The organism is Bradyrhizobium sp. HKCCYLRH3059 (assembly GCF_051168035.1).
In the GTDB taxonomy this organism is placed as follows: domain Bacteria; phylum Pseudomonadota; class Alphaproteobacteria; order Rhizobiales; family Xanthobacteraceae; genus Bradyrhizobium.
Genome location: NZ_JBNPUF010000009.1, coordinates 245627 through 257500, shown reverse-complemented (window position 1 = coordinate 257500; position 11874 = coordinate 245627). Strand labels below are relative to the sequence as shown.

The 11874-nt window shown below is 63.8% G+C and carries 12 protein-coding genes (1 of these 12 running past the window's edge); 6 read left to right on the top strand and 6 right to left on the bottom strand.

Annotation, left to right across the window (positions count from 1 at the left end; all coding sequences use genetic code 11):
- Window positions 1-712 (bottom strand): IS3 family transposase gene (locus tag ACQR13_RS26965; protein ID WP_316193675.1). Its coding sequence is split into 2 segments (ribosomal slippage): window positions 1-463 and window positions 463-712, totalling 1191 coding nucleotides; it reaches 478 nt to the left of the window's first position; the frame shifts between segments, so codons are not numbered across the junction.
- A 236-nt stretch (window positions 713-948) separates the two neighbouring features.
- On the opposite strand from ACQR13_RS26965, the gene ACQR13_RS26960 reads away from it, so the two are divergent.
- Window positions 949-1368, top strand: a complete 420-nt coding sequence (locus ACQR13_RS26960; RefSeq protein ID WP_315717378.1) for a DOPA 4,5-dioxygenase family protein — start codon at window positions 949-951, stop codon at window positions 1366-1368.
- 62 nt (window positions 1369-1430) lie between these two features.
- Here ACQR13_RS26960 and ACQR13_RS26955 read toward each other — a convergent pair whose 3' ends face one another.
- From ACQR13_RS26955 to ACQR13_RS26940, 4 genes are all read right to left on the bottom strand, one after another.
- Window positions 1431-2321: an alpha/beta hydrolase family esterase gene (locus ACQR13_RS26955; protein ID WP_315717379.1), complete on the bottom strand. Its 891-nt coding sequence runs from the start codon at window positions 2319-2321 to the stop codon at window positions 1431-1433.
- Entirely contained in the window at window positions 2321-3202 is an 882-nt protein-coding gene (locus ACQR13_RS26950; RefSeq protein WP_315717380.1) for a sterol desaturase family protein, read from the bottom strand. The genes ACQR13_RS26955 and ACQR13_RS26950 overlap by 1 nt, the downstream gene beginning before the upstream one ends.
- 118 nt (window positions 3203-3320) lie before the next feature.
- The gene (locus ACQR13_RS26945; protein ID WP_315717381.1) at window positions 3321-3623 is read right to left on the bottom strand and encodes a hypothetical protein; all 303 of its coding nucleotides are present in this window, start codon (window positions 3621-3623) and stop codon (window positions 3321-3323) included.
- A gap of 221 nt (window positions 3624-3844) precedes the next feature.
- Window positions 3845-4954 carry a polysaccharide biosynthesis/export family protein gene (locus tag ACQR13_RS26940; RefSeq protein WP_315717382.1) on the bottom strand — a complete coding sequence of 370 codons (1110 nt, stop codon included), beginning with the start codon at window positions 4952-4954 and terminating at the stop codon, window positions 3845-3847.
- Window positions 4955-5677: 723 nt separating this feature from the next.
- On the opposite strand from ACQR13_RS26940, the gene ACQR13_RS26935 reads away from it, so the two are divergent.
- The 3 genes from ACQR13_RS26935 (at window position 5678) to ACQR13_RS26925 (ending at window position 8177) form a co-directional block, all read left to right on the top strand.
- Entirely contained in the window at window positions 5678-5947 is a 270-nt protein-coding gene (locus tag ACQR13_RS26935; protein ID WP_409977967.1) for a hypothetical protein, read from the top strand.
- Between the two features lie 442 nt (window positions 5948-6389).
- On the top strand, window positions 6390-6797 hold the full coding sequence (locus tag ACQR13_RS26930; protein WP_315717384.1) for a hypothetical protein: 408 nt from the start codon (window positions 6390-6392) through the stop codon (window positions 6795-6797).
- Window positions 6798-7793: 996 nt separating this feature from the next.
- Complete coding sequence (locus ACQR13_RS26925; RefSeq protein WP_315717385.1) at window positions 7794-8177, top strand: H-NS histone family protein; 384 nt, start codon at window positions 7794-7796, stop codon at window positions 8175-8177.
- A 207-nt stretch (window positions 8178-8384) separates the two neighbouring features.
- Here the strand turns inward: ACQR13_RS26925 and ACQR13_RS26920 are convergent, their stop codons facing one another.
- On the bottom strand, window positions 8385-9857 hold the full coding sequence (locus tag ACQR13_RS26920) for an undecaprenyl-phosphate glucose phosphotransferase (RefSeq protein WP_315827754.1): 1473 nt from the start codon (window positions 9855-9857) through the stop codon (window positions 8385-8387).
- Between the two features lie 504 nt (window positions 9858-10361).
- Here ACQR13_RS26920 and ACQR13_RS26915 point away from each other — a divergent pair.
- Together ACQR13_RS26915 and ACQR13_RS26910 are read left to right on the top strand one after the other, a co-directional pair.
- Window positions 10362-11159: a glucose-1-phosphate cytidylyltransferase gene (locus ACQR13_RS26915; RefSeq protein WP_315717387.1), complete on the top strand. Its 798-nt coding sequence runs from the start codon at window positions 10362-10364 to the stop codon at window positions 11157-11159.
- Window positions 11156-11809: a PIG-L deacetylase family protein gene (locus tag ACQR13_RS26910; protein WP_315717389.1), complete on the top strand. Its 654-nt coding sequence runs from the start codon at window positions 11156-11158 to the stop codon at window positions 11807-11809. The genes ACQR13_RS26915 and ACQR13_RS26910 overlap by 4 nt, the downstream gene beginning before the upstream one ends.
- Window positions 11810-11874 lie beyond the last annotated feature (65 nt).

Below are 11874 nucleotides of genomic sequence, written 5' to 3'. Positions count from 1 at the left end.
AGCGCCAGGCACTCGCGGGTGCAGTCGTCGACCACGGTCAGGATGCGGAAGCGCCGGCCATCGGTCATCTGATCCGACACAAAGTCGAGTGACCAGCGATCATTCGGGAGCAGCGGCACCGTCATCGGCGCTCGCGTCCCGATAGCGCGCTTGCGGCCACCTCTGCGGCGCACCGTGAGCCGTTCCTCCCGGTACAGCCGGAACAGCTTCTTGTGATTGACCAGGTAGCCCTCCCGCTTGAGCAGGACGTGCAGGCGACGATAGCCGAAGCGGCGACGCTCATGGGCGATCGCCCTCATGCGCTCCCGCAGCCCGGCATCACCGGCCCGGCTCGTCCGATATCTGACCGTCATGCGGCAACAGCCGATGGCTTTACACGCCCGCCGTTCGCTCATCCCGTGAACGCGCACGAGATGTGCGACAGCTCTCCGCTTCGCCGCAGGCGTCACCACTTCTTTCCCAGGAGATCCTTCAGGGCGGCATTGTCCAGCATGGCGTCCGCCAGCAGCCGCTTGAGCCGCGTGTTCTCGTCCTCCAGCGTCTTCAGACGCTTGGCCTCCGAGACGTCCATTCCGCCGAACTTGGCCTTCCACTTGTAAATGCTGGCGTCGCTCACGCCATGCTTGCGGCAGAGATCGGCGACCGGAACGCCAGCCTCGTGCTCCTTCAAAATCCCGATGATCTGCTCTTCCGTAAAGCGGCTGCGCTTCATGCTCTGGTCCTCGTTGGGCCAGAACGAACTTCAAACTGGATTAAGCCCCAGGGGCAAGGTCACCGGGGTCGAAGCTCGAGCCCCGCCGAGATCTCGAGGCCAGCGTCCGCCGGCGATGACTCGCGGCGCGACCGAGGGCAGGCTGCGATGCTAGGATGACCACGCCGCATCGGTTCGCCTGTGCGGCCAACGTGATTGAATTGATCGAACGCGGTTGAATCGATCGAGAGGCGCGGATGGAAACGACCTCGGCAGCGCAGCCGCATCGCCTGAGCGCAATTGCGAGCTTTCATGCCCACATCTATTTCGATGATGCCACTCGAGCCGAAGCGGCACAGCTGCGGCAGTGGATGGCCGACCGCTTCCTCGTGACGCTCGGGCGTTGGCATGACGCGCTGGTCGGGCCTCACGAGCGGCCGATGTATCAAGTTGCCTTCGCGGTCGACGTGTTTCCAGCGCTGGTGCCATGGCTGATGCTCAATCATGGCCGCCTCAGCGTGCTCGTGCATCCGAATACGACGGAGCCGTTGGCCGATCACACCGCGCACGCGTTGTGGATCGGACCGCCGCTCGGCATCCGCGGTGAGAATCTTCCTTCGCACGGCGAGGCAGAGCTGCCGCGCGAACCGAACACCACGCCGACGATCGCCGCCTGAGCTCGCGTGCCCACTGGTGACCGCTCCGTCTCGGCACGCTCGGAGCCTTCAGACTTGCCGGACTACAGCGTGCGCGCGAGATCGAACGCGCGGAGAATGACCTCGGCGGCATCGATGTCGAAATTGCTCGGGCCGAGCAGGCGCGGCGCCAGCGGGCGGCGGCCGGGCAGGGCATGTCCGCCACCTTCGACGCGATACAGCGACACGCCGCCGATCACCTGACAATCGCGCCAGCTGAGTTGCGTGACGGAGGTGTCGCCGGCGAGATCCCGATGCGGCAGCGCCACGGCCTGGCGTGCGCTGCAACCGTCGCGCCGCGCAAAGAACTCCGCCGTCTTTTCAGCGCTCCACACCCGGCCGCGCCCGCCGCGCAGCCCGACCTCGCCGCCGCGATAGGGCACCATGGGATCAGCCGTGCCGTTGATCATCACCACCGGCACCGGCCGCGCGGTGCAGGGCTCGATGCCTTCAGGCATGTTGGCGATCACCGTGCCGATGCCGGCAAACAGCTCCGGCGCCTTGCAGGCCAGGGTGAAGCTCATCATGCCGCCATTCGAGATGCCGGCGAGATAGATGCGCCGGGAATCGGCCGTGCCGTCGGCGACGAGCTGCCGGACCAAGTTGCGGATGAAGCCGACATCATCGGGACCGCCGGAGCGGCCGTCGCGGCCGTCATTCCATTGCCGGTCGACGCCGTCGGGAAAGACCGCGGCGAAGCCATGGGCTCTCGCGGCTTCGGCAAAGCCTGTCGTGCGGGCGGTGCCGGCGCCGCTGCCGAGCGCGCCATGGAGCACGATCACGGTCGGCTGTGGCGTCCTGCCCGTGGTCATCACCAGCGCATGACGCGGACCGTCGCTTGTATCGAGGATGATGCCGCGCTCGGCGGCGAGCGCCGTGGTCGACACGAGCAGAGCGGCCGCCATGGCGGCCATGAACGATCGGCGATGTGACATCATGAGCATCCTTCTCGGCTGGCGGGGGACTCCCCTTGGTGGAGCTTCTCTCCGGGCGCGGCGGTGAGCACGCGCAGCCGCATGGCCCAGCTCCGGGCTGCCGCGAGATCGCGGGCGATCGCAAGCCATTCGCCAAATGCGATCCGCAACGGATTGACGCTCGGCGCAACGCCGACGAGGCCGTAGCGCAAGGTCTCGCCGGCCGGGGCCTCGGCGAAACTACCGAACAGCCGGTCGAAAATGATGAGCATGCCGCCATAATTGCGATCGAGACAGGACGCGTTGGCCGCGTGGTGAACGCGGTGATGTCGCGGCGTGTTCAGCACATATTCGAGCGGACCGAGACGCGGTGCGAGCTCGGTATGGATGAAGAATTGGTAGAGCAGATTGACGCCGAGCATGGCGATGATCGCGAGCGGATGGAAGCCGAGCAGCGCCAGCGGCAGATAGAACAGAAAATGTCCGGAGATCTCGCTTGTCCAGCCGAGACGAATGGCCGCCGTCAGGTTCAGATGCGTCGAAGAGTGATGCACGGCATGCGTGGCCCACAGCCAGCGAACCCGATGCGAGGCGCGATGGTGCCAATAATAGACGAACTCACTGGCGAGAAACAATGCGAGCAGGGCCAGCGGCCGGCTCGGATCGAAATCGAACATCCTGTGGCGATAGGCGATGATGAAGGGAACGGCTGCGACGAGCGCGACCATTGCGCGGATGAGGTGCTGTCCGACCGCGATGGCGAACGAGGCTGCGGTCTCGCGCAGGTCGTGAGTCTCGCGACCGGCGAGCCGGCCGAGCCCATATTCCAGCGTCATGAAGCCGACCGCCGTCAGCAGCACGATCATGCGCGTCGACGGGGGCAAGGAAGGGAGGATGGGCATGGTGCGTGTCCGGCGTCATCGGATGGAGACGGCGTGCCGGCCCGCTCCGGAACAGCAAGCGGACCGGCGATGTCAAATGCTTCGGGAGGACCACGGCCAGCGGCGCCGCGGCGTCCGTTCAGCGCGTGACGGTGCGGCTGTAGCTGTAGGAATTGCCGCGCGGTCCCGTGCCCTGGCCCTGCCGGGTGCAGCTGCCGTCGCTGCAGCTCGCGGAGCCGGAGCGCGACCAGCTGCGGCCGGCGGGACCCGTGCCGCCACCCTGCCAGGCGCAGGCACCCCCGGAGCAACTGCCGGAGCCGCCAAATGAGGTGGTGCCGCGCGGTCCGGTGACCGAGCCGCTGCGGGTCCAGGCATTCGCGTCGACCGCCGCTGCCGCCGAAAGGACTGCCACGAGCAGAAATGTCGCGATGGATGTCTTCACGTCAGTCTCCCAATTCGTTCGCGCGGGCGATCGTGTCGCCTGCAGAGGGATACTGCGCGTTCGATGTCGCGGCCGGATGCACCGCCGGTGTCGTTTGGTCGCGGCGATTGGCTGGATTGTCACGGCTTGTCACACGACGGCCGTCCGATGCCGCAACCTTGAGCGGGGCGGACTCCGGCCCGCCGCTCCCGTTCAGGCCGCTACCGGCCCGCCGTTGCGCTTCACCACCGGGTCTTCGTCGCCGTGTTGACGTTGATCACCGCGGTGGCCGTGTTGGACGTCGTCGTTGCCGTGTTGTTGATCAGGGTCAGAAGCTTGTAGTAGTCGACCACCTTGGCATTGGCGACGTACATCACGTCCTTGCTGCGCATCTGGAAGCCCGAAGCCAGCAGCATGCCGGAGGGATCGCGCAGGTTGACGTGGTAGATGGTCGGAATGCGGTCGTAGATGAAGCGGCTGGTATCGATGCCGAGCTTCTGCAGCAGCGGGCGCTCCTCGTAGCGATAGAGGAAGACCTCGGCGGGATCCGATTGCTGGTCGTTCAGGCCGCCCGCCTTGCCGATCGCCTGGGCCAGCGTCAGCGTCTCCGTATCGAACGCAATCTCGGAATTGAAGCCGAAGACGTTCTGGTTGAGGGCGCCGAGGGCCGTAAACGTCGGGGATTCCCGCGTGATGTAGATGACGTCGTTCGGGCGGATGAAGATGTTCTCGCGCGGATCCTGCACCACGCGGCTGAGCAGCACGCGCACGCGCTTGCCGTCCCGCTGCAGGGTCACGTAGCTTTCGATCGCCTCGTGCCTCGGGCCGCCCGCACGCGCGATCACCGCCAGCAGGCGTTCACCCACGCTGTTGAGGGCCAGCACGCCCGGCGTGTTGACGTCGCCGAGCACGCTGACCACGCTGGAATGCTGCTGGTTCAGGCTGACCACGACCTGCGGCTCGAGGGCGCGCTTCTGCAGCCGGAGGACGATCTCCTGCTCGATCTGCGGCAGCGTCCGGCCGGCGGCGGCGATCTCGCCCGCATAGGGAACGCGGATATTGCCTTGCTGGTCCACCGCCTGCGCCGGCAGATCCACGAAGTTGCCAGGTCGGGCGCCGGCGGCCGTGGCCGGCGTGAACAGCCCGCCTGGGGCGGCTTCGAAAATGGACACGTTCAGCACGTCACCGATGCCGGCGAGCTGCACCGGCTTCGGCCGCTTGTCGGGAAACACGCCCTGGAACGTGACCATGTTGGGCTGCGACAGGAAGCCGATCGTCTCGGGGCTGACGTCGACCAGCGCATAGGGGAGCGCCGTATTCGACCGCACGCTGGCCGTGGCATTGTCGCTCACTGCGTCGCTGGTCGGCCCCGTCCCGGGAAGCAGGGAGCAGGCTGGCAGAAGCGCCAGGATCGCCAGAGTTAAGAGCGCGCGCGAGCCACGGCGAAGGCCACGAAAGCCCTTCGGGCCCGCTGCGCTCTTGCGCACAGCAGCCCCGCCACCGGTCGACCCGGGCGGCTTGAGCAAGGCTTTCAAACGCTTCCCCAAATACAGCAAAAATACGTTCCCCACGCTGCTCCCTCACCAAGAAGGGAGAACGTCCCACTTGTTTCAACCTACCCGGCGGCCATACCGGACGAAAGCGCACCGCCATTCCGGTTGGTCCGCTTTTGCCCGGCCGTGCCAATTAGGCCACAGTCTGACATTACCATATTACCACTCAAGGCTGTCAACGCCGCCGGAGGGTCCCGCGGTGGAGGGATGATCCATTCGACCTAACAGAACCCGAGCAATTTTAAGCACAAAGCCGTTGCGCAACGGTTAGCCTGAGTCGCTTCGCTCGGGCAGGGGCCGACGACATCGCAGTCCGCGCAGCGCGTCGGTGAGCCGAGGCAGCCGGACAGCCGAGGGAGGCGAACCTGCGCCGCCCGGGCGCCTCTGTAATCGGCGAGATTCGAAGGCCGTGCGGGCGGCGGGACCGCATGCGGGCGGCCGGTTGTCCTAGGCCGCCGATCAAGTCTATGCTGCTGCGCCAGCCTTTGAGGCTGTTTGCAACGGAGCACGCAATTGTCGAACGTGATCAGGATCGCCGCAGGCGCTTTCGCGATCGCCCTCACGGGCCTATCCGATCCCGCGTCGGCGCGCGGCCTCTATCCGCTGACGGAGTGCGGGCCGGATCTCAGCCGACTCTGCCGGCTGCACGGGGCATTCGAGGCCACTCCGTTTCATTACAATCTCGCGATTCATCCCGGATGCATTCGGCGCGTCGCCGTCGAGACGCCCCGGGGCGTGCTGTACCGCCGCGCGCTGGTGTGCGGGGCGCCGGCGCGGCCCATGTTGTGGTAACCTGGGCCCCTTCCTCGACGTCTCCGAACGGCGCTGGACGCTCCGCTCGGCCGAGTCATGGTCAAGCTCGGCGCAAGATGGCGGCCGCGATGGCCGATAAGGGCGGTGCTCGGCCGGTCCAGCCGCGTTCGGGGAGCGTCGATCATCGCGCAGACGATTAAATGGGCAGCTCCGCACCGTATTCTTACGTAATCTAGAATTAAATTAATTGTGTAGAGACGATTCTGCACGGTCGGAGACATAAAAGGGTAGACTGAACAAACTAAAGCTTCAATTGTACCGGACGAAAGGTACTTAAAAATACCTTTCTGGCAATGCGGTAGCATTTTACTGCAAACCGCAGCGAGCGCTAGAAGTATTTAATGTCTTGATGTCAAATGGTAAATTAACTTGTCGCGAGTGGTTAATTTAATGCCGAAAATCGAATTCGTGCATCGTTGCGATGACGGTTCGGCGGCATTCGGCGAAGAAGCCCTCGAAACTCGCCAACGAGTGGGGTCCGTCCTTGTGTGACGAGCTTGGTGCCGCGTTGATTGAGGATATTGAGATGGGTGGCGGCGGTAGCGCTTTGAAGGCCGTCCTGAAATCGCTGAATAAAATACGCCTTGCCAAATTACGTTTCGGCCGGCCAACGTCGGGCCGTTCGCAGCAATCCGCGCTGCGGTCGCAGATCGAGCTTTGTGATGCCTTGCTCGATGAGATCCAATCCATCAGCAGCAGCCTCGGCAAACGCGCGAAGAAGTCCACGGCTTCCAGGCGTCGCCCGATGGCCACGCGGCACGGCCGCGGGACGGCGCACTTGATTCCGCCCCGGCCGGCGGTGCCGGGTCGAACCAGGCAGCAGAAATAATCGCATCGGAATTTGATCGCCGCGCCGGCCGGCCGTCATGGCCGCGCCGGTTGCCGGCGCGAGGCGACAGCCGCTCGGCATTGACCCCTGATGACGCATCAGGTCGCCCAGTGCGGCTGTCGGTGGCGCTCGACGGCCGGATGTCATCTGGACGTTCTTCAGCCGTCGTGTCCCGCAAGACGGCGCTCCGAGACGGGCCGGAAACCATATCGCGGCGAACCATGCGATGCTGCCGCTTCACCTGGCGCACGGGCCTCTGACGTAGCCCCCACGAGCGATGACTTTGGACAACGGGTGCCGGGATCGGCCGCCGGGTGTCCGCAGCCGTCCTCAACCTCACGGCCGATCGCAGCGGCAGTTAGTTCCGCTGCCGATGGTGTGCCTGTCTGACGCCGCGCGCCCCCCGGATGCTGTCGGCGCGACGTGAGCGGGTCTGATTCGCGCGAACGCTCCTGAAGGGTTCAATATTTGGGGAAGGCGTTTGATTCGCCGGAACAATGTCGGCGGCTTTGCGGCATATTCACGATGGCGTGCTCAATTAAACTCGCTCGCGACATTTTGTGCGCATGCAAAAATATCTCGGTCCGGGTTATCAGGGTGCTCGCTCGAATAGGTTGTAAGTCCGCCGCGGCAGCTTTGAAAACCATGGCGTGGGGAGAATATCAGCTATCAAATACGCGCAAGTTCGATCATCGAAACTACGTCACTTTGACGCGGTCTTGCCGTAATATGCTGCGAATTCGTCGCAGAATCGTGTTGATTCGGCGGCTTCTTCCGGCGTGCAGACGAATGCTGCCGCAATCTCGAAGGCGGCGCGACATCGTTTCGGAAACGGGGTTGCAGGTTGCACTTTATTTGAGTTACAACCATTTGGCTTGGCCGGGGTGGTATAACTCAAATATTCAGTTTTTCCGACCACGAGCCACTTGCGGAACGAAATACCGAATTATATGACGTTAATCCGGCAGGATAGAGATCACAGACAAAGGTCGCTGTATGTCCACCAAGAAGATCGATTTCGAGGCGATGTCCTTCGATGACCTCTGGTCTCTCCACGAGCAGATCAGTCAGATCCTCGCCGTGAGGATCACGTCGGAGAAGCGCGAGCTCGAACGTCGACTGGCGGTTCTCAACCGCAGCCGCGGTGCCATCGAAGGTGCCGGCAGCGAGAGTGGGCAGTCCTACACCACGAGCGGCAAGGCGCGGCGCAAATATCCCCGCGTGCTGCCGAAGTATCGCAATCCGCAGACCTCCGAGACTTGGTCCGGCCGAGGCAAGCAGCCGCGTTGGCTGGTGGCGGCGATCAAGACCGGGCATCGGATCGAGGAGTTTGCGATCAATGGGGCTGCCGCTTCGAAAAGTCGCCGTCAGCGCGCCTGATCGAGGTAGCTTCAGTCAAGCCCGTTCCTAGTTTGAGCGACGTGCCGCGTCGATGCGGCGCCTGATTCGCGCTGTCTGCATTGGGGAGCGACATGTGAGCGGTCTGACGCCCATGTTGCGATCCGCCGGCCAAAACCCTGAAATCGGTCCGATCTGCCCGCACGGCTCCGCCGATGGGCTCGCGATCATCATCCGTTGCGAATGCGCCTAATAGGCATTGTTGCCGCGGATCAGCTCGATCGGCGTCCTCAGCAGGATCGCGATGTCGAGCGACAGGCTCCAATTGTCGATGTACCAGAGATCGAATTCGACGCGCTGTTCGATCGACGCACGCGTGGGCGTCGGGCCGCGGCAGCCATGCACCTGCGCCCAGCCGGTCAGTCCGGGCTTGACGCGGCGACGGAACGCGTAGTTGCGCACGAGCTTGTCGAATTCGTTGTCGTGCGCCAATGCGTGGGGGCGGGGACCGACCAGGGACATGCTGCCGTCCAGGACGTTGAGCAGCTGCGGCAGCTCATCGATGCTGGTCCGGCGCAGCCAGGTCCCGAGCCGGGTGAACCGGCTGTCGCCGATCTGGGCCTGGACGATCGAAGGCCCGTCCTCGAGAACGGACATCGTGCGAAACTTGTAGATCTGAAAAGATCGGCCGTTGAATCCGCAGCGCTGCTGCCGGAACAGCACTGGCCCGGCCGAGTCGAGCTTGATGGCGATCGCCACCAGCAGCAGCAGCGGCGACATCAATGCCAGCGCGATGCCCGCCAGCATGACATCCATGAGCCGCTTGGTGGCGTGTTCGAGCGGGCTCAGCAGGCCGCGCTGCAGCTCGATGCAGACCGCATTGCCGAGCTCGCGGCACGGCCGCTTGAAGAGGTCCGACGCCGTTCCGAGCGGCACGAAACTCACTGGAAACGGCAGGACTCTCAGCTCGGCGCCGAGCGTGCGCAGGTCGGACAAGGGTTCGGGATTGGCGCCGACGACGATCTCTTCGATGTCGGAGCCGCGCACATAGTCGATCACGCTGGAGACGATCCGCTGTCGCTGATCCGGATCCGCGTCGGGCTCGGGAAGCAGGAAGTGTCGCTGGACGCGAAAGCCGGTGTCGGTGAGCACCTGGGTCAGTCCGGGGTTGTCCTTGCTGGCTTCATCGGTGATCAGAACGATGTTGCGGCCCGAAAACCGTCTCTCCGCCAGTCCCTTTGCCAGCAGATAGGCGGTGGTCCGGCGATGCAGGATCAGCGCCGCGAGCCCGAGCATCGCGAATACGATGCTGCTGCCGCGTGAGAATTCGCTCCCGATCTTGAGCGCGAACAGCGCGCCGGCCAACACGAGGAACGCCGTGACCCAGGTCAGGCAGGCCGCGCGGATCTGGCGCGGCAGGATCAGCAGCTCGGCCGGCCGGTACATCCCGCGGATCTTCATCAGCGAGACGAACAGTGCCGACACGAGGATCGCCAGGCCGAGCGATTTACTGACGTCGTTGGCGCCCGCCGCATCCTGCAGGTGATACAGAAACCCGGACAGGACGCTCGACATGGTGATCGTTGCGATGTCCGCCACGATCGCGAAGGGCTCCACCGAGTCGTAGTGGACGGGCCATTTGCGCCCTTGGAATTGCCGTTCCACGAGGACGGTCGGCATTCCGTTTCGGTCGAGAGTCTCGGGCTGATCCACGTAATGCATGGGATGTCGGTGTTCGAAACTCGGTTAAATAGCGGTTAGCCGTCATTATATGTTTTGGTATTTAATTTAAACAGTTAAAAATTGCCATTGGGATTTATTCGCGCCGCCGGATTATCTCCCGATACCGCGGATCATCTCCCGATACCGCGACGAGGCCGATGACACCGGAATGGCGGTTCTTGAAGCGCGGAAACGATGCCGAGCGCGCGCCCTCCAGGCGGTCCCGGCAAATGCCGGTGTGGCGGATTAATGTTCGTGCGGCGGATATTTCAATGCCGGACGCCAAGAACGGCATTTAAAAATAAATATAATTGGATTATTAATCCGGAGCCGGGCGCCCGCGACGCGGGTGACGTCCGCAGCAGACCGAATGCAGGGGAGGTTTTCCTCGCGCAGTCGGGAGGGCGAAACGAGGGCACGGCGAGCCGTCTCCGAGGCCGGCCGGCGAGATTGGAAGATAATGATGCTCATTTCAACGATCGAGAACCCGAAGGACGTCGCGCCATGAAGGTCGTATTGTTCTGTGGAGGACTCGGGACGCGGATCCGGGAATACTCCGACAGCATTCCGAAGCCGATGATCCCGATCGGCCATCAGCCGATCCTCTGGCATGTCATGCAGTATTACAGCCAGTACGGGCACCGGGATTTCGTTCTGTGCCTGGGCTACAAGGCCAATGTGGTGAAGGAGTATTTCCTGAACTACAATCAGGCGTCCACCACCGACTGTACGATCTCGCAGTTCGGCAGGAAGGTCGAGCTGCTGGGCGATCGCCCACCGGATTGGCGGGTCTCGCTGGTGGACACCGGCATCTGGCGCAACATCGGCCAGCGACTGCGGGCCGTCCGGCACATGGTCGAGGGCGAGGAGATCTTTCTCGCCAACTACAGCGACGGCCTGACGGACGCGCCGCTGCCGGAGATGATCGATCGTTTCAAGCGCAGCGGGAAGATCGGCTGCTTCATCGCCATCCATCCGCCGATCAGCTTCCACCTCGCCGAATTCGACGCCGACGGCACCGTGGGCCGCATGGCGGCGAGCAATGATTCCAACATCTGGATCAACGGCGGCTACTTCATCTTCCGCAAGGAGATCTTCGACTATATCGAGGAGGGGGATGAGCTGGTCGTACAGCCGTTCAAGCGGCTGATCGACCGCGGCGAGCTGATGGCCTACCGCTACGAAGGGTTCTGGCGGGCCATGGACACGCTCCGCGACCGCCAGGTGCTCGAGGAGATGATCGAGCGCGGCGACACGCCTTGGCATCTCGGCTCCAGCCTTCCGGCTGTGGTGAACGGATGAGGGCGCTGCAGCTCGCCGGTCGCGGCGACCGGCTGTCGGTCCTGTGCCTCGGTGCGCATTCCGACGACATCGAGATCGGCGCCGGAGGCACGCTGCTGTCCTGGCTCGACCAGGGCATCCGCCTGGATGTTCATTGGTGCGTGCTCAGCGGCAATGGCGAGCGCGGCGTCGAGGCGCGGGCGTCTGCCGACGATTTCCTCGCCGAGGCCGCCGGCCGCAATCTCGAGATCATGCAGTTCCGCGACGGCTTCTTCCCCGAGCAGGGCGAGGAGATCAAGGCCTGGTTCGAGCAGCTCAAGGGCCGCATCAATCCCGACGTCATCCTCGCCCACCGCCGCGACGACGCCCATCAGGACCATCGGCAGGTCAACCGCCTGGTCTGGAACACGTTCCGCGATCATCTCGTCCTGGAGTACGAGATTCCGAAATGGGATGGCGATCTCGGACGGCCCAATGTCTACATGCCCGTCTCCGAGCGGATCATGAAGCGGAAGGTCGCGCTGCTGATGGCGCATTTCGGCAGCCAGCGCTCCAAGCAATGGTTCGACCCGGAAACGTTCATGGGACTGGCGCGGTTGCGGGGCATGGAATGCCGCGCCGCCGAGCGCTATGCCGAGGCATTCGTCGCGCGCAAGCTGTCACTGGGGTGAACGGCGGCCGAAGGCGCTCGCCGCGAAGGGCGCATCGATATCCGATCGGCGAGGAGATGATCGGC

Excerpts from the sequence above, each read along its gene's own strand:
- ACQR13_RS26960 (WP_315717378.1), top strand. The coding sequence starts at position 949 with ATGGAAACGACCTCGGCAGCGCAGCCGCATCGCCTGAGCGCAATTGCG.
- ACQR13_RS26955 (WP_315717379.1), bottom strand. The coding sequence starts at position 2,321 with ATGTCACATCGCCGATCGTTCATGGCCGCCATGGCGGCCGCTCTGCTC.
- ACQR13_RS26950 (WP_315717380.1), bottom strand. The coding sequence starts at position 3,202 with ATGCCCATCCTCCCTTCCTTGCCCCCGTCGACGCGCATGATCGTGCTG.
- ACQR13_RS26930 (WP_315717384.1), top strand. The coding sequence starts at position 6,390 with ATGACGGTTCGGCGGCATTCGGCGAAGAAGCCCTCGAAACTCGCCAAC.
- ACQR13_RS26925 (WP_315717385.1), top strand. The coding sequence starts at position 7,794 with ATGTCCACCAAGAAGATCGATTTCGAGGCGATGTCCTTCGATGACCTC.
- ACQR13_RS26920 (WP_315827754.1), bottom strand. The coding sequence starts at position 9,857 with ATGCATTACGTGGATCAGCCCGAGACTCTCGACCGAAACGGAATGCCG.
- ACQR13_RS26915 (WP_315717387.1), top strand. The coding sequence starts at position 10,362 with ATGAAGGTCGTATTGTTCTGTGGAGGACTCGGGACGCGGATCCGGGAA.
- ACQR13_RS26910 (WP_315717389.1), top strand. The coding sequence starts at position 11,156 with ATGAGGGCGCTGCAGCTCGCCGGTCGCGGCGACCGGCTGTCGGTCCTG.